Annotated in this window: 15 protein-coding genes, 1 tRNA gene and 1 pseudogene; 7 read left to right on the top strand and 10 right to left on the bottom strand. The window is 68.9% G+C overall.

What is annotated here, in order from left to right; translation table 11 throughout:
- The first annotated feature begins 380 nt into the window (after positions 1–380).
- A complete protein-coding gene (locus D474_RS34355) occupies positions 381–695 on the top strand; it encodes a hypothetical protein (RefSeq protein WP_394296543.1) in 315 nt (104 codons plus the stop codon).
- Positions 622–804: a zinc-binding dehydrogenase gene (locus D474_RS33590; protein ID WP_394296542.1), complete on the top strand. Its 183-nt coding sequence runs from the start codon at positions 622–624 to the stop codon at positions 802–804. The genes D474_RS34355 and D474_RS33590 overlap by 74 nt, the downstream gene beginning before the upstream one ends.
- Positions 805–937: 133 nt before the next feature.
- On the opposite strand, the gene D474_RS0121330 is transcribed toward D474_RS33590, so the two are convergent.
- Positions 938–1,558: a TetR family transcriptional regulator C-terminal domain-containing protein gene (locus tag D474_RS0121330; protein ID WP_017615526.1), complete on the bottom strand. Its 621-nt coding sequence runs from the start codon at positions 1,556–1,558 to the stop codon at positions 938–940.
- Positions 1,559–1,775: 217 nt separating this feature from the next.
- On the opposite strand from D474_RS0121330, the gene D474_RS0121325 reads away from it, so the two are divergent.
- Positions 1,776–3,203: a purine-cytosine permease family protein gene (locus D474_RS0121325; RefSeq protein WP_017615525.1), complete on the top strand. Its 1,428-nt coding sequence runs from the start codon at positions 1,776–1,778 to the stop codon at positions 3,201–3,203.
- A gap of 68 nt (positions 3,204–3,271) precedes the next feature.
- Complete coding sequence (locus tag D474_RS0121320; protein WP_040704147.1) at positions 3,272–4,936, top strand: amidohydrolase; 1,665 nt, start codon at positions 3,272–3,274, stop codon at positions 4,934–4,936.
- 93 nt (positions 4,937–5,029) lie between these two features.
- Here D474_RS0121320 and D474_RS0121315 read toward each other — a convergent pair whose 3' ends face one another.
- The gene (locus tag D474_RS0121315; RefSeq protein ID WP_017615523.1) at positions 5,030–6,481 is read right to left on the bottom strand and encodes an amidohydrolase family protein; all 1,452 of its coding nucleotides are present in this window, start codon (positions 6,479–6,481) and stop codon (positions 5,030–5,032) included.
- 389 nt (positions 6,482–6,870) lie between these two features.
- Here D474_RS0121315 and D474_RS0121310 point away from each other — a divergent pair.
- Positions 6,871–6,944 (top strand) — tRNA-Pro (locus D474_RS0121310).
- 177 nt (positions 6,945–7,121) lie between these two features.
- Here the strand turns inward: D474_RS0121310 and D474_RS0121305 are convergent.
- The 5 genes from D474_RS0121305 to D474_RS29570 are packed head-to-tail and all read right to left on the bottom strand — an operon-like array spanning position 7,122 to position 11,978.
- On the bottom strand, positions 7,122–8,171 hold the full coding sequence (locus D474_RS0121305) for an LLM class flavin-dependent oxidoreductase (protein ID WP_017615522.1): 1,050 nt from the start codon (positions 8,169–8,171) through the stop codon (positions 7,122–7,124).
- Between the two features lie 42 nt (positions 8,172–8,213).
- Entirely contained in the window at positions 8,214–9,650 is a 1,437-nt protein-coding gene (locus D474_RS0121300) for a gamma-aminobutyraldehyde dehydrogenase (protein ID WP_017615521.1), read from the bottom strand.
- A gap of 35 nt (positions 9,651–9,685) precedes the next feature.
- A complete protein-coding gene (locus D474_RS0121295; protein ID WP_017615520.1) occupies positions 9,686–9,964 on the bottom strand; it encodes a hypothetical protein in 279 nt (92 codons plus the stop codon).
- Entirely contained in the window at positions 9,961–11,475 is a 1,515-nt protein-coding gene (locus D474_RS0121290; protein ID WP_017615519.1) for an FAD-binding oxidoreductase, read from the bottom strand. Before D474_RS0121290 ends, D474_RS0121295 begins: the two co-directional genes overlap by 4 nt.
- The gene (locus tag D474_RS29570; protein ID WP_017615518.1) at positions 11,472–11,978 is read right to left on the bottom strand and encodes a (Fe-S)-binding protein; all 507 of its coding nucleotides are present in this window, start codon (positions 11,976–11,978) and stop codon (positions 11,472–11,474) included. The genes D474_RS0121290 and D474_RS29570 overlap by 4 nt, the downstream gene beginning before the upstream one ends.
- A gap of 41 nt (positions 11,979–12,019) precedes the next feature.
- Here D474_RS29570 and D474_RS29565 point away from each other — a divergent pair, with 41 nt between their 5' ends.
- Positions 12,020–12,688: a cache domain-containing protein gene (locus tag D474_RS29565; RefSeq protein WP_152476965.1), complete on the top strand. Its 669-nt coding sequence runs from the start codon at positions 12,020–12,022 to the stop codon at positions 12,686–12,688.
- A 43-nt stretch (positions 12,689–12,731) separates the two neighbouring features.
- Here D474_RS29565 and D474_RS0121275 read toward each other — a convergent pair whose 3' ends face one another.
- A complete protein-coding gene (locus D474_RS0121275) occupies positions 12,732–13,160 on the bottom strand; it encodes a PNPOx family protein (RefSeq protein ID WP_017615516.1) in 429 nt (142 codons plus the stop codon).
- On the opposite strand from D474_RS0121275, the gene D474_RS0121270 reads away from it, so the two are divergent.
- Positions 13,159–14,592, top strand: a complete 1,434-nt coding sequence (locus tag D474_RS0121270; RefSeq protein WP_449289364.1) for a low temperature requirement protein A — start codon at positions 13,159–13,161, stop codon at positions 14,590–14,592. The genes D474_RS0121275 and D474_RS0121270 overlap by 2 nt on opposite strands.
- 4 nt (positions 14,593–14,596) lie before the next feature.
- Here the strand turns inward: D474_RS0121270 and D474_RS29560 are convergent.
- Together D474_RS29560 and D474_RS0121260 are read right to left on the bottom strand one after the other, a co-directional pair.
- Positions 14,597–16,218: pseudogene (locus D474_RS29560) on the bottom strand (glutamate synthase-related protein).
- A 42-nt stretch (positions 16,219–16,260) separates the two neighbouring features.
- Positions 16,261–16,758, bottom strand: coding sequence for a MarR family winged helix-turn-helix transcriptional regulator (locus tag D474_RS0121260; protein WP_017615514.1), 498 nt, complete (start codon positions 16,756–16,758; stop codon positions 16,261–16,263).
- Between the last annotated feature and the right edge of the window lie 123 nt (positions 16,759–16,881).

Raw genomic sequence — 16,881 nt, 5'->3', positions numbered from 1 at the left:
GATCCCCAGTAGATCTTGCTACCAGAGCCAATATCGGCGCTGAACCCTGCTCTGGCAGCAAGATCCCCGACCGCGGGAGCATGGTGGGCCCGGTCGGGTTCGACCCGGCCGAGCACCAGGTGATGGGCCACGTGCAGGTCAGTCCAAGTGCGTGCACGGTTCTTTCGTGGCCGAAGGCATCGGCACCCAGGCCGAACATGCCCGCATCCCCCACGCCGAAGGGTCCCGGGTCCGCACCCCGGAGCACCCGGATGTGCCGTCGCCGTCGCCGTCGCCGTCGACGCCGGCCCTGACCGGACCGTCGCGGTCGTGGGCGACGGCGCGGTCGGGCTGATGGGGGGCTGTCCGCACGGGAGCTGGGCGCCGGAAGCATCATCGCGATGTCGCGCCACGCGGATCGGCCGGGGCCGGCCCGCTTCTACGGGGCAACGGACATCGTCGAGGTCGAACGGGTCCGGGAACTCACCGGTGGGCTCGGCACGCACAGTGTCATCGGGGCGGTGGGTACCCAGGAGTCGATGATGCAGGCCATCGACTCCACCCGGCCTGGGGGGTCACATCGGGTACGTGGGTGTCTCGCACGACGTGGAACTGCCGGGCGGACCGTTGTTCTTCTCGACCGTGCACCTGCACGGAGGTCCCGCGCCGGTGCGGCGGTTCCTGTCCGACCTCGTCCGGCGCATCTGGGACCGTGAGATCGACCCCGGGAGGGTCTTCGACCTGAGCCTGCTGCTCGAGGAAGCCGCGGAGGGGTACGCGGCGATGGGCGAGCGGCGGTCGATCAAGGTGTTCCTGACGCTGTGAGGTGGTGGGGCGGGGTCGGTGCCCCGTCCCCGCTGCACCTCCCGCTGTTCGAGGGGCCGTTCCTGCACGGTTCCCGGGCCGCCCGCGGGCGGCGGTCGGGGTGAGCCGGGAGTCGGCCCCCACCGGGGTCACCTCATCGCTCTTCGCCCGTGTCGGCCCGGGCCTGCAGCGCACCGGCCGGTAGCCCCAGATCATGTTCCATCGACCGGGCCAAGAGCCCTGACCTGGACGCCGGATCGCGATAACGCACCAGCGAATGGGCGTTGAGGCCGTCCGCCGTGCCGATCAGGTGCCAGGCGGCCGCGTCGCTGTCATCCGCGGTGAATTCCCCGCTGTCCCGACCCCGGTCGATGAGTTCCACGACGAAGTTCTGCCATGAGTCCATTTCCTGACGGACGGCATCGGCGATCGCCGGCACGTGCCGGCCAAGGCTCCACGCATCGAGCCAGACCCCGGTGATGGGGTCCCGATCCGGATCGAACAGGGTTCTGATCAGCGTGCGCAGCGCGTCGATGGGCCGATCGGCCTGCGCGACCTCGGCTTCGAGCTCGAGCAGCTCGGCGTGCACCAGCGCTGCGAAGGTGTCCGCTCGCAGCTCGTCCATGCTCGGTACGTAGTGCGTGACCAGCCCCGGAGTGATTCCGGCGCGGCTTGCGATGCCGCGGATGGTCACGTGGTGCAGGCCCTCGGCCAGGGCGATGTCGCCGGCTGCGGCCTTGATCTCGGCAAACCGCTGCTGCGGTGACTTGCGCACTCGTCTTCCGGTCGTCCTTGACATGGCTCACCCGTTGCTCTAATTTCAACAAAACGCTCTATTGGTCACCTGATCAATAAAGCATAATCGCAGGTGAATCCCCAATCTCTCTTCCGTTCCGGGTGAGGGATCCGCCTGTCCGGTGCCGAGGAACACCACGGCCGGCCACGCTTGCGGCAACCGCAGACGAGAGCCCCCATCGTCGAAAGGCCCGTCCATGTCCACACCGACCTCTCCACAGTCGGAAGCACTCAAAGACATCGCCTCGCAGCCCGAGACCCGAGGCATCGAGCTGATCCCCCACTCCGAGCGGCACGGCAGGCCCCGGGCCCTGTTCTGGGTGTGGGCGGCGCCCAGCGTCAGCTTCCTCAGCCTCACGATGGGGTCGGTGATGATCGCGGTGCTCGGGCTCACATTGGCCCAGGCATTCACCGTCATCGGCGCTTCCGCCTTCGCCTCGGTCTTCACCGGGATCATCGCAGCCGGCGGCCCCGCCGCCGGAACCTCGGGTTCGGTCATCAGCCGAGCGATGTACGGCGTCCTGGGCAACCGTGTGGTCGTCGGACTCTACGGCTGGTTGCTCGCGGCGGTCTACCTCTCCCTGACCTGGTCCGCCGCCTCCGTGAACGGGCTCGGGTTGCTCGAGCGACTGGGGTTCGCCCAGACGAGGGCGCTCGGCGTCGTGGTCGTGCTCCTGGTCTCGGCGCTCACGGTCGTCGTCGCCGTCTACGGACACGCACTGATCATCAAGATCTACCCGTACATCTCGAACGGCCTGGTGCTCGTGTTCGCGGTGGCGGCGTTGTTCATGGCACCCCACTTCGACCTGGGTTACACCCCCGCCGAGCCACTCAGCGGACTGCCCCTGGCGACCGCCATGACAGTGGGCTTCACCATGCTGGCCTCCGGTCCGATCTCCTTCATCAACAGCCCGGACATGGCCCGCTACCTGCCCGAGGAGACCCCGGCATGGCGTACCGCCGCGGCCACGGCTCTGGGAGGCGCACTGCCCAGCGTCGTCTTCACCAGTATCGGAGCGCTGATCGCCACGGGGGCCGGCGTCGACATGGTCAGCAACCCGATGGGGGCCTTCGCGTCAGGGCTGCCGTCGTGGTACTTCCCCATCTTCACCGTCGCGGTGATCGTATCGGCGCTCGCGCTCAACGGGATGACCGCCTACAGCGCCAGCCTCTCCCTCCAGGCGCTGGGCATCCCGATCCGACGCATCCCGTCGGTCCTGATCATCGCGGGTATCGGGACCGTGCTCACCATCGTGTCGGTCGCGGTCTACGACTTCACCACCTCCGTCTCCCTCCTCCTGCAGCTGGTCGTCGTCGCCTCCGCACCGCTCATGGCGGTCTTCACCACCGACGTGATCATGCGCCGGAACAACTACAGCGGTGCCCAGCTCCTGGACGAATCCTCCGCGAGCACCTTCTGGTACCGACGCGGATGGAACTGGGCCGGGCTCCTCAGCCTGCTCCTGGGAGGCCTGGCTTCGTCCCTGTGCATCAGCACCGACGTCTTCGTCGGCCCCTTCTCGGCGGCGACGGGCCTTGACCTGGCGGTCCCTGCAGGCATGCTCGTCGCCTCCGGGGCCTATCTCCTGCTGTCGAGGACCGCCCTGGTCCGGCACAGCGCATGACACTCGACCGGCCGGAAACCCCCGACCTGTACTCGACCACCCCGGAACCAGAAGGAGGCACCTCCGCCATGTCCACCACGATCTATCACCATGCCACCGTGTTCACGTCCGAGAGGGACCACCGAACCGCTGAGGCGTTCGCGGTGACCGACGGAGTCTTCAGCGCCGTGGGCACTCCGGCTGAGGTCCGCGCCGCCGTAGGTGCTCAGCAGGGGAGCTCGCAGAAGGCGGAGGACGCCGGCATCGCCGAGGTCGATCTCGGCGGGGCCTTCGTCGCTCCGGGGATCATCGATTCGCACACACACCTGACGACGTTCGGTGAGTCGATCGGCAAGGTGCAGTTGCGGGACTGCAACGACCTCGACGATCTGCGCGGACGACTGGTCGCCGCCCACCGGGCCGACCCGGGTGCACCCCGCGTACTGGGGGCGGGATGGCTCTTCGACACCGTGGGGGAGGAGCATCCCACCGCAGCCATGCTCGACGAGGTCCTGCCCGACGTGCCGGTCTATCTCGACGCGAACGACCTGCATTCGGTGTGGGTGAACTCGGCCGCGCTCGCAGAACTCGGCATCGATGCGCATTCCCCCGATCCGGTCGGGGGAGAGATCGCCCGCGATGCCGACGGCGAGGCCACCGGCATGCTGTACGAGACGGCGGGGCGGCAGTACGCGGGGGATTTCCTGGAGAAGGCCAGCACGCCGGACGATCACGTCCGCCACCTCGAGAACGCCTTCCGGGCCTACGTGGAATCGGGCGTTACCGGCGCCACGGACATGGCGCTCAACGAGGCTGATGTGGCTGCGATCCGCTCCCTCATCGCCCGCGACGGCCGCCTGCCCTTCCCCATCACCGGCCACGTGATTCTCGAACCCGGAAGCAGCCCCGAGCAGGATCTCGCCGGCATCGAGAACATCGTTGCGCTGCGTGAGAGCGTCGGGGAGAGCGATGACGCTCCGTGGTTCCGGATCGCAGGGGTCAAATTCATCATGGACGGTGTCATCGACGCGCGCACCGCGACCATGCGGGAGCCCTACGCGAACGGGGCGAACTGCAAACCGATCTGGAGCGCGGAACGGATCCGGCCCGTGGCCGCGGCGGCCGATGCGGCGGGTCTGCAGATCGCGATGCACGCGATCGGGGACCGCACGAGTGAGATGGCGCTCGAGGTGCTGGAACACTGCGCCGCAGAGGGGACACAGAGCCCCCGCCGGCACCGCATCGAGCATCTCGAATCGGTGACCGACACGACTGTCGAAAGAATGGCCGCGATCGGGGCGACGGCCTCCATGCAGCCGGTGCACTGCGACCCCGCCATCATGGACAACTGGATGGCCGTACTCGGCGACGAACGCCAGGAACAGGGCTTTCCCTGGCAGAAGTTCCGGGAAGCGGGTGTGCCCATGACCCTGGGCAGCGATGCACCCACAGCACCGCACGAGCCGCTGCCGAACCTCTACATCGCTCTCACCGGCGGCTCTTCACTCGATCCGTCCTTGCCGCCGTACCACCCGGAGCGCGCCTTCGCCCCGGATGAGGCCCTGACCGCGCTGACCGCCGGGGGTGCCTACGCCGGGGAGATGGAGGAAACCAGCGGGCGCATCCGGCCCGGACTGCACGCGAACTTCATCGTGCTCGACGTCGACCCGCTCGAGGCCGACCCCGCCGAACTCCTCGAAAACCCGGTGCACAGCACCTTCGTGCTCGGTGAGGAACTGTACCGGGCGCGATAGCGGCTCCCTCGGTCGGCCGGAGCCCCAGGAACGCAGATGGGGCGCCCCCGGGACGGGCCCGGGGCGGCGCCCCATCACACGGTGGTCGGCGGCTCAGCCGCCGTGCGTCGACGCGCTCTTGTAGTCCGTGTAGGAGTACGGGTTGTCGAGGATCTTCGTCTCGGGGACGTCGGGGTTCATGCCCTTGACCCACTCCTCGTCGCCGAGCTTGCTGCGCAGGTGGTCGATGGTCGACTCCACGTTCCGGCGGATCGTGGCCAGGTCGGTGTCGACCAGGCGGTGCTCGTGCTTGACCACGCGCCCGTCCACCATGACCGTGTGCACGTCACCGCGCTGAGCCTGGAAGACCACGTGGCCGTACGGGTTCAGCATCGGGAACGAGACGGGGGAGTGGTCGTTCTTGATGAGCACCAGGTCGGCCTTGGCGCCGGGGCTGAGCTTGCCCAGGTCGTCGCCGCGGCCGAGCGCGGCGGCGCCACCGCGGGTGGCCCAGTCCACGACCTGGTCAGCGCGCAGCGACGCGTGCGTGACGGTCTCACCGCGCGACTGCGCCTCCAGGTGCTCGCGGGAGCGGTCGGCGCCCAGGGTGGCGCGCATCGCGGAGAACAGATCACCGCTCCACCAGGCGCTGGTGTCCATCGACAGCGACACCGGGATGCCGTGCTCGCGCAGCTTCCACGTGGGCGGGTACCCCTGGCCGGCGCTCTGCTCGCTCTCGGTGGAGACCGAGACGCTGCCGCCGGTCGCGGCGATGCGGTGGTAGGAGTCGGTCGACAGCGACGCAGCGTGCACGTAGACGGTCTCGGGTGTCATGAACCCGTGCTCGTGCATGAGCCGGATGGAGTCGTCGCCGGTCGCGCCCCACACACCCGCGTGTGTGGTCACCGGCAGTCCGAGCTCGCGAGCGGCCTCGAAGGCGGGCTTCTCCGGGAACTCCGGGTCGCCGGTGACGTCGAAGGCGATCTGGATGTCGAGCATGTCCCGGTCGCCGTCGAAGCGGCGGCGCACGAAGTCACGGAAGGCCGGGTCGGTGGCCCACTCGCCCGGCTGAGCCTGGATGTTGCCGTAGGCCAGCACGTGCCGACCCGGGACCGACTCGAGGGCGTCGGCGGCCGCGTCGGCGTGGTCGACGGTCTGGAGCCCGTGCGACCAGTCCACGACCGTGGTGACCCCGGCCTCGAGGGCCTCGACGGCGGCCAGGGCGTTGCCGGCGTGGATGTCCTCGGGACGGAAGAGCTTGCCGCCCTCCATGTAGTACCAGACGAAGTACTGGGTCAGGGTCCAGTCGGCCCCGTACCCGCGCATCGCGGTCTGCCACATGTGGCGGTGGGTGTCGATCATGCCCGGCATGACGATGCCGTCGGTCGCGTCGATGACGGCGGCACCGTCGGGAACGTCCAGGTCGCGCCCGATCTCCACGACGCGGTCGTCGACGACGAGGACGTCGGTCTCGGGGAGGACGGTGCGGGCGTCGTCCATGGGCAGCACCGTGCCGCCGCGCAGGACGACGGGGCGTCCGCGCTCGAACCGGCTGTTCTCGCTCATCCTGGGGGAACTCCTCGGGTGGTTGTGTACAGCGTCGGACTGTTCGTCCATTTGTTGAACATATGCGCTGTTTTTCAACCTCTGTTGCCTGCCAGGCCCCTGTCAACCAGGGTGGCCTCGGGGATCCCGGCCCCCGAGGCACGTGAAACCCCTTGTGGATCGGTGATCCGGGCACGCACGCACACGGCAGCCGAGGGGAAGTTCCCGACCGCCGCCGCGACCTGTGTGGTGATCCTCGCCCGTCCGTCCGCCCGGAACCCCCGGGCACACCCCGCATCAGCGTCCTCCGGTTCCTGCCCGGGCCGCGTTCCCGATGTCCGATCACCGCCGGGGATGCGATAGAGTCGACCGCGTCGGCGGCGCCGGAAACGGTGCCCGCGCGGCCATCACGGGACGTGGCGCAGTTTGGTAGCGCACTTGACTGGGGGTCAAGGGGTCGTGGGTTCAAATCCCGCCGTCCCGACACAGAAAAAGCAGGTCATCCAAGGGTCCACCATCCGGTGGGCCCTTTTTGCGGTCAGGGAGCGCAGTCCGCTGCCCGGAAGCGCAGCAACCGATCCTGCCCGAGGTCGGGGACCCGGCCGTGCCGGCCAAGTCCCACCGGACCTCGGAGTGCTTGCCGACCAAGGGTCGCGCGGCCTCAGGCGAACCTGGGCATGATCTTGTCGTGGACCAGCTGGAGCTGTGTGTTGACGTCCGCAGCCCCGTCCAGGTCCCGACCGGTGAAGGCCTTGACCAGAGAACGGTCGGTGACGGCGAGGATCATGTGGTTGACGCCGCTGGGCACGATGTTGCCGGCGAGTTGGTTGGCGCACTCCTCCGGGGTACCGGACACCGACAGGCGCTCGGCGAGGTCGGGGCTGGTCAGCTCGACACCCCGGGGCAGGTCCCCGGCACCGATGGCTTCGACGATCGGTGCGAGCTCAGCGGGGTTGACGCCGTTGCGGCGCAGCTGTTCTTCGGGCATCGAGGACGCGTAGATCCCCACCATGCTGCGCGCTGCTTCCTTGGCCGCAGCCGAGTCCGGCCCGGTCGCGAAGACCACCCAGGCGCCGATGTCGAGGTCCCGCCAGTCCTTTCCGGCGCGTTCGGCACCGATCCTGATGTTGTCGACCGCGTAGTCGTAGGCTTCAGGGGTGTAGCTCAGCGCGTGGTGGCACCCGTCGGAGTACTGTCCCGCCGCTTGGAAGGACTTCGGCCCGCGCATGGCGCCGAGCTTGAGCGGTACACGGTCCTGCACCGGGCGGGCGAACGTGAACAGCCCGTTGTAGGTGAAGAACTCGCCGTCGTGGGTGATGACGCCCTCGTCGAGGAAGGTACGCAGCACCTGCAGCCCTTCCTTGACCCGGGACAGCGGGCGGTTGCGGGCCCAGTCGATGCCGTACTGCGCCAACAGCCCGAAGTTGCCGCTGGAGAGCACGGCCTCGGCGCGGCCGCCGGACAACTCGTCCAGGGTCGCCACGGCCTGGGCGATCAGGGTCGGTTCGCGCAGCACCACCGAGGACACACTCGGCCCGAAGCGGATGTCACGCGTCTGCCTGGCGGCCGCGGCGAACAGCAGCCACAGGTCCTTGTGCCAGGTCTCGTCCGCGGCGTAGCAGGCGTGGAAGCCGAGTTCGTCGGCGAGCCGGATGGACTCCAGGGAGTCCTCCACCGGGTAGTCGGGCAGCATCACGTAACTGAATTTCATGGCGGTCGCCCTCCTGAGACGTCCGGGTGCCGAGGCGCGTTCTCAACCGTCGAGGCTGCTCATGACGTGCTTCACGCGCGTGTAGTCCTCGAATCCGTACATGGACAGGTCCTTGCCGTGCCCGGAGTTCTTGAAGCCGCCGTGCGGCATCTCGGCCACGAGCGGGATGTGGCAGTTGATCCACACGCAGCCGAAGTCGAGCCGGCGTGAGACCCGGAGCGCGCGCCCGTGGTCGCGGGTCCACAAACTGGAGGCGAGCCCGTACTCGACCCCGTTGGCCCAGGCCACGGCCTGGTCCTCGTCGTCGAACCGCTGCACGGTGATCACCGGTCCGAACACTTCGTTCTGCACGATCTCGTCGTCCTGGCGCAGCCCGCCCACCACCGTGGGTTCGTAGAAGAAACCGGGGTCGCGGGCCCGCCGCCCGCCCGCGAGCACCTCGGCGTGCGAGGGCAGCCGGTCCACGAACCCGGCGATGCGGTCGAACTGGCCGGCGTTGTTGAGCGGCCCGTACGCGACGCCGTCCTCGCTCGGCGGGCCGGTGCTCAGCTGCTGGGCCTGTCCGGTGAGCTCCTCGAGGAACGCGTCGTGCACACCCGGACCGGCCAGGACCCGCGTTGCCGCAGTGCAGTCCTGGCCCGCGTTGAAGTAGCCCGCCTCCGCGATACCCGCCGCGGCCGAGGCGGGATCGGCGTCGTCGAAGACCACCACCGGGGCCTTGCCGCCCAGTTCGAGGTGGACACGTTTGAGATCGCCCCCGGCCGCCTGGGCCACCTCCCGGCCGGCCCGGACACTGCCGGTGATGGAGACCAGCTCCGGTACGGGATGGGCCACCAGGTGCCGTCCCGTGTCGCGATCGCCGCACACCACGTTGAACACACCCGGCGGCAGGTGCTCAGCCATGATCTCTGCGCTCAGCAGGGTGGTCATGGGCGTGGTGTCGGAGGGCTTGAGCACGACGGTGTTGCCCGCCGCGATGGCCGGTGCCCACTTCCACACCGCCATCAGCATGGGGTAGTTCCACGGGGTGATCTGGGCGCACACCCCGAGGGGCTCACGGCGCACCCAGGACGTGAGCCCGGCCATGTACTCACCCGCGGAACGCCCCTCCAGGCAGCGGGCCGCCCCGGCGAAGAACCGGACGGCGTCCAGGATCATCGGGATCTCTTCCTCCGTGGTGAGCCCGATGGGTTTGCCGGTGTTCCGGGACTCGGTGCGCACGATCTCGTCCGCGCGCCGTTCGATGTCCTCGGCGATCCGGAACAGCGCGATCTGGCGCTGGGCCGGTGTGGTGTCGCGCCAGGACTCGAAGGTCTCGGTGGCGGTGCGCATGGCCGCGTCGACGTCTTCCGGCCCCGACAGCGGGGCGCGTGCGAAGACCTCCTCCGTGACCGGGTCGACCAGGTCGTAGGTGCGTCCGTTCGCCGCGGGCCGCTGGGTTCCGCCGACGAAGTTGTAGAGCTGGGGTACGTCCGTCACAGGTGCCTCCGATCGAGCCCTCCGCGGGGCCCGGGTCACTCGTCGATCTCCGCCAGAACCTCTGATCCGGAGACGACTTTCTCCGCGAAGTGCCGGTGCATCCAGTCCAGGTGGTCGGCCCGGGCGTGCATGATCCGCAGGGTGTCCCAGTTCGGGAAGGTCTGCTGCAGGACCCACTGCTCCATCAGCCGCGGATCCACCTCGAAGGCGTCCTCGAAGCGGGTGACGGCGACCTCGCTGGCTCGCACCGGATCGGGCGGGGTGTACTGCTCGGAGTACCGGAACGGCCCCGCCCCGTTGTTCTGTGCGCTCATCGTTCCCCTCCGGGGGAGGTGTAGGCCCGGTCCAGCTGGTACTTGCCGGGGTTCATGATGTTGTTGGGGTCCAGGGACCGTTTGATGTCGAGCATCACGCCGAAGCCCCGCCCCAACTCGTCCGGGACCAGATCGACCTCACCCTCGCGGCAGGACCCGTGGCAGGCACTGATGGAGGCACCGTGGCGCAGGGCCACCGCGGCGATGTCGCGCTTGGCCCCGACCCACATCTCCCAGGCCCGGTCGTCGAGCTGCTGCTCCCAGATGCCGACGTCGATCTCGGTGAGGTAGTCGACGCCGGTGGCGGCGCTGGTGTAACAGAACGTGCCCCAGTCGTCGAAGACGTCGGTCCGCGAACGCAGGTCGGCGATGATGGCGTGCCACTCCCGGGTGACCTGCGGCAGTTTCGTGTAGTTGACGGCTGCGTCCTCGCAGTGCCAACTCATCGGGACCACCTGCCCCGACCTGGTACGTCCGTGCAACGGGGTGGCGTAGCGGTCGTGCCGGGCGGCCCAGTCGCCCTCGGAGATCTCGTCGCCGAGATAGCGGGCCCCGTGATCGCGGGCGATGCGCATCAGGCGGCGGGCCCCGATGCGGACCTCGTCCTCGTGCCCGTAGAGCACGCAGCACGCGAGCGCACGCACGTCGGCCGGCTGCGGGATGTAGGCCTCGTCGTCACGGCGCAGGTAGGCGACCTTCCACTCGTCGAAGAGGACGGCTCCCGAGAAGGTGCCGACGCCCGCGCGGGCGAACGCACCCACGCACGCGTACGCGCTGTCGTAGTCGCTGAAGGCGAAGAACGGTGAGAACTCCGCCTCGGGTTTGGGGTAGAGCTTCAGGGTCGCCCGGGTCGCCACACCGAGCGTGCCCTGGTGGCCCATGAACAGGTGTTTGAGCTGGTAGCCGCTGGAGCTCTTGCTGATCTTGCCGCCGATACCGTCGCCCACGTGCATGATCTCGCCGGTGGGCAGCACATGGTCGAAGCTGAGCACCAGGTCGCGCGTATGCCCGTAGCGGGATCCGATCAGGGACCAGCCGCTGGTCCCGATCCGGCCACCGACCAGGGAGCACGGGTAGGAGGCGGGATCGTCCGGGTAGATCAGGCCGTGGCGGGCCAGCTCCTCGTTGAGCTTGAGCATGCTGATGCCGGTCCCCACGGTGCAGGTGCGGTTCTCCGTGTCGATCTCGTGGATGGCGTTGATGCGCTTGACGTCGATGACGATGCCCCCGCGCAGCGGCACCGCCCCGTCGGTCAGCCCGGTGCCGCCGTCGCGCGGCACCACGGGGACCCGCAGCCGGTTGGCGATCCTGACGACCTCGGCGACCTCCTCGGTGTTCTCGGGGAGCACAGCCAGGTCGGGGAGCCGTTCGGCCCAGCGGTGCACCGGGAAGGGCGCCGGCACTCTGGCCCGGTTGAACCGGTCGGGCCGTCCGGTCAGGACCTGGTCCTCGCGCAGGACCTCGCGCAGAGCATCGGTCACGGTGGTGAGCTCTTCGTCGGTGATGGTCATGAGCCGCCTCCCGTGTCGCCGCAGCCGCACTGCCCGCCGCAGCCGCCCTTGCCCCCGCCGGACGCACGGGTTCCCCGGCTGCCGCCGACGGTGATCCCGAGCGATTCGGCGAGCAGCTCATGGATGTCCACCACGTCGATGTCGCGGGACCGGCCTGCCTCGCTCAGCGGGCGCTCCGACCAGGGACAGGCGCTGACCAGGGTGTCGACCGGGAGTTCGGCGGCCTGGTCCAGGCGTCTGGAGCTGATCGCGGCGGTCAGCTCGGGCTTTTCCACCGGTAGTCCGCCCCCGCCCCCCGAGCAGTAGGACCACTGGGTCACCCGGTCCACGTCGTGGAACTCCAGCCCGGGGATGGAACGCAGGATCTCGCGGGGTTCAGCCCACACACCCTTGCGCTTGTTGAGCCGGCAGGGGTCGTGGTAAGTGATCGTGCGCTCGACCGGCACCGTGGGCGTCAGGCGCCCGTCCCGCAGGAGTTCGGCGAGCAGTTCCACGAGCAGCACGACCTCGATGTCGTACTCGCGTCTTCGCCCCGCTGGACGCGTTGAAGCACCGCGTGATCGACTGCCACCACGCCGCGCTCACCAGGGACAGGTTGCCGACCTGCAGTGACATCGCCGGCATTCGTCCCTTCGTGCTCGAGTGGTTGCGCCACGAGAGCGAGTTGGTCGTCGGCGCCGGTGCCATCGTGCGCCCGGGGCTGCTCGCCGACCAGCCGCGCAGGTTGGAGTGGTGGTCGTATCCCGAGCGCGGTTCCGTCCCGGTCTTTCTCGAGGTCGACCTCGACCCGGACAGCCTGGACTTCTACGACTACGCCGGTGCGGAATGGTTCTGTCTACCCGAGCGGACCGGACGGCGGCACATCACCGGTCCGCACGTCGACTTCGGCGGTACCGACCGCTACATCCTGACCTTCACGCTCCCGGTCTTCTCCGAAGGCCGCTTCCTCGGTGTCGTCGGAGCGGACGTGCCCGCGGCGCGCCTGGAGTCCCGCCTCCTGCCGGTCCTGATCGGCATGGACCACGAGGCGGCCCTGTTGAACACCGAGCTCCGGGTCATCGCGTCCAACTCCCCGAGACAGCTCTCGGGCGCCCTGTTCAGCGGGCCGGCAGGGTCCGAGCACACACTCCCCGGCTCTCCTTGGCGCCTGTTCTGCGTCCAGGGCCCCGCACTCAGGACCGCGAGGCCGGCCTCAGCGCCCGAGCCGACATGACCGTGCTTCAGATCCGCGGGCCCCACGCCCGGCCCCGGCGACCTCACTCGTCGGACGCCGCCCATCCGCTGAGTCGGACGATGCGGCACACGAGGATGCGATGGAAGGGCTTGTCGATGTACTGCGGAAACCCGGCCTGGAGCTGATCGCTGAGCTCTTCGAGCAGCGGTCTCCCGGGTGCGCCCACGTGCTCGAGACCCGCCCGTACCCACCAGAGCCTGGACCAGTCGTCGGGGTCCCAGTTCTCGACGAGCAGGGCGGCGCGCGGGTCGGATTCCGGGTTGCGTTCGCGCTGCAGCCGAGACGAGGCCTTCGGCTTGACGCGGTCGATCGGGATCCCCAGGTGCCCGTCCTCGCTCACCGCGTACACCACGGGCTGAGGGTCGGGCCCCCGCTCCGGATGGAGTGTGCAGAGCACCCCGTGCAGGTGCTCGCGCAGCCTCAGCCACGACGCTTCCTCGTTCAGTCTCATGTCACCGGTCTCCTGGTCTGTCACTGATGCGCGAAACATCGCTCGGTGGGCCACGGTTCCGGAGGGCCGCCGCCCTCCGGTCGGGCCGGCCGAGAATCTGTTCGAGAATGTCGCCATGGTCATTCTGCGTGGAGGCCTGCGCCCGACGGGCCGCAACGCCTCGGTCACACCCATGGAGCTGTTCTTCGACCTGGTCTTCGTCTTCGCCCTGATCCAGGTCACCGAGTTCATGGCGGACGACTTGAGCTGGCACGGGGTCCTGCGAGGCCTCCTGATCCTGGGCGTGCTCTGGTGGAGCTGGGTCTGTTTCGCCTGGTTGGGCAACCTCGTCAAGGCCGACGAAGGGACGGGGCGGGCGGCCATGTTCGTGGCGATGGCCACCATGTTCGTCCTGGCGTTGACCATCCCCGAGGCGTTCGACGACGCGCCCGGCGGTCTCTCCGGGTCCGTGCTGATCGCAGTCTGTTACTTCGTCTTCCGCGCACTCCATCTCGTGCTGTTCTGGATCGCCTCGGCAAGCGACCCGGGGCTGCGGGCGCAACTGATGAGGTTCACCCCGTCGATGCTCGCCGCGACCGCACTGCTGCTGTTGGCCGCAGCAGCGGAGGGAGCCACGCAGACCGCTCTGTGGGCTGCGGCGCTGCTGGCCGACTACCTCGGAAATTTCCTGGGCGGGGCGCGCGGCTGGCGCCTCAGGTCGGTGGGGCACTTCGCCGAGCGCCACGCCCTCATCCTCATCATCGCGCTCGGGGAGTCGCTGCTCTCGATCGGCTTCGGTGTCGCGGGGCTCTCGATGTCCTGGCCGATCGTTTTCGGGGCCGTGCTCGGGCTCAGCCTCGCCGGCACCCTGTGGCGGGCCTATTTCGAGGTGAACGCCCCCACCGCCGAACACGCCATCGTCGAGCTGCCGGTCGCCGACCAGCCCCGCGTGGCCCGAGACGCCTACAGCTACCTGCACCTGCCCCTGATCGCCGGCATCCTCCTCACCGCCCTGGGGCTCAAGAAGGCCCTGGAATACGTGGGGGACCCAGGCCACCACTTCTCCGAACCCCTGACCGGGGTGCCCCTGGCCGCGCTGACCGGTGGGGTCGCGCTCTACCTGCTCGCGCAGATCGCCTTCACCCTGCGCTCCGGAGGAAGGTTCAGTATCAAACGTGTGGCCGCGGTCGCCCTGCTGTTCGTCCTCCTGGCCGTGGGCCCGCTGCTGCCGATCCTGGTGACCCTGACCCTGTTGACCCTCGTGACCGCGGGAGTGGTCGAGATCGAGGTCCGCCGAGCCCGAAGGGAAGCGCGCNCCCCGGGGTTAGCCGCGGGCTCATGGATGCCCGGCGGCACGGTCCAGGGACCGGTTCCCGTTCGTGCGGTGAAAGTGTGCGCCTCAACACGTGAGGGGACCGCCGCCTGCGGCCCCCTCACCGGCTTCTCGCGCTGATCTCTCAGTCGCGCACGCCGCCGTACGCAACGCCGGACAGGTCGGCCAGGTCGTGTTTCCACGCCACCAGGTCCTCGGGGGCGAAGCTGCTCAGGTGGCTGTGGCCGCACGCGCGCGCCATGACCTGCATCAGTTCCACGGACGAGGTCAGGAAGCGGGCCAGGCGTTCGGCGGCCTCGTCCACGGGCAGGCGTGAGCGAAGCCTCGGGTCCTGGGTGGCGATGCCCACGGGGCAGAGGTTGGTGTGGCAGGCGCGCATCCCCAGGCAGCCGATGGCCTGCATGGCGGAGTTGGAGACCGCGACGGCATCGGCGCCCAGGGCCAGGGCCTTGGCGAAGTCGGCGGGCAGCCGGAGCCCCCGGCGATGATCAACGTGACGTCCCCGCGCTCGCGCCCGTCCAGGTGGCGCCGCGCGCGTGCGAGCGCGGGGATGGTGGGCACGGAGATGTTGTCGCGGAACAGCAGCGGTGCCGCACCGGTGCCGCCGCCGCGTCCGTCGAGGATCACGTAGTCGACCCCGATCTCGAGGGCGGCGTCGAGGTCGCGTTCGATGTGCTGGGCGGAGAGCTTGAACCCGACGGGCACACCCCCGGTGGCCTCGCGCACCTGTGCGGCGACCTCGCGGAAGTCTGCCGGTGCGGTCAGGTCGGGAAAACGTGCCGGGGAGACCGCGCCCTCGCCCACGGGCAGTTCCCTGACCTCCGCGATGCGGCCTGCGACCTTGTGTCCGGGGAGGTGGCCGCCGGTGCCGGTCTTGGCGGCCTGCCCGCCCTTGAAGTGGAAGGCCTGGCAGCGGGCGACCTTGTCCAGGGAGAACCCGAACCGTGCCGAGGCGAGCTCGTAGAAGTACCGGTTGTTGGCCTGCTTTTCCTCGGGCAGCATCCCGCCCTCACCGGAGCAGATCCCGGTTCCGGCCTGTTCGGCGCCTCTGGCCAGGGCGGTCTTGGCCTCTTCCGACAGGGCGCCGAAGCTCATGTCGGACACCAGCAGGGGGATGTCCAGGCGCAGCGGGCGTTCGGAGCCGGGGCCGATGACCACGTCGGTGCCCACGGGCGCCTCGTCCAGCAGGGGCTGGGTGGCCAGTTGCGCAGTGACGAACTGCAGGTCCTGCCAGGAGGGCAGTTCACGGGCGGGAACCCCCATGGCGGCGACGGGACCGTGGTGCCCGGTCTTGTCCAGGCCGTCGGCCGCCAGGCGCCGGATCTCATCGTTATGGGGCTCGTCGGGGGTGCCCTTGAAATCCGCGTAGACGCCTTGGTAGGCGGAGCGGCGGTAGGGCTGGGCGTTCTCCTGCTCCCATGCGGCGACCTCGTCCTCGTCCACCCACACTGAGCCGTCGGCGAGCCAGGCGATGAACTTGTGCAGGTCGGCGCCCTTGTGCGCGGGGTTGGTGTTGCGGCCGGTGCGTAGGTCGTAGGAGGACCCGTGCAGGCCGCACACCAGGCGTTTCCCATGGACCTGGGCATCCGAGAGCAGGGCGCCGCGGTGTTGGCAGCGCCCGTATATGACGGAGAAGCTCTCTGTTCCGGGCTCGCGCAGCAACACGAGGTCCACGTTCGCGACCACCGCGTGGTGGGGCTCGCCTTCGGCCAGGTCGTTCCATCGGGCGATCTCGGTGCTGCCCATGGTGGTCCTCCTCATCGATTTCCCCGCTGCGGGGTTCGCGCGTCAGCTGGGTGGGTCCGGTTGCTGTGCGGTGCTGCCGGGGCCCGAAGAGTCCTGAGTCAACTGTCCTCGAAGGCGGGAGAAGAGACGCTCCAGCATGACCAGCTCTTCCTCCGTGACGATTCCGTCGAACAGGTTCTGGACCGTGGCGGCGTGGTGTTCACCGGCTTCCCGGAACCGCTCCAAACCGATGGCGGTGAGCACGACCTCGTGGACCCGCTTGTCCTCGGCCGAGGTCTGCCGCAGGACCAGCCCGCGCTTCTCCATCGACTTGACCTGGTAGGTGAGCCGGCTGGGGGAGAAGACCATCCGGTCGGCGAGGTGTCCCATGCGCATACGACAGGTCGGGGCTTCCGACAGCAGAAGCAGCACGTTGAACTCGGCCAGGGTCATCCCGGCGGTCGCTCGCATGTCCTCTTCCAGCCGTGTCTCCAGGAGCAGGGTCGTCTCGATGTAGGTGCGCCATGCCCGTGGGAAGGTCTCACTTCTCTCGATCCCCATACGTCGATCCTACACTCCTTCAAAAATGAAGTTACGCACGCAGCAGGGTTGACAGGTGCCGCTCCACGAAGCAAGGATGAGTGCATCAAATTTGAAAGACAAGCGCTGAGGCGGTAGACCGAT

Source organism: Nocardiopsis salina YIM 90010 (genome assembly GCF_000341025.1).
Classification (GTDB): domain Bacteria; phylum Actinomycetota; class Actinomycetes; order Streptosporangiales; family Streptosporangiaceae; genus Nocardiopsis; species Nocardiopsis salina.
The sequence above is the reverse complement of the archived record's forward strand: the minus strand, read 5'-3'. Positions and strand labels throughout refer to the sequence as shown.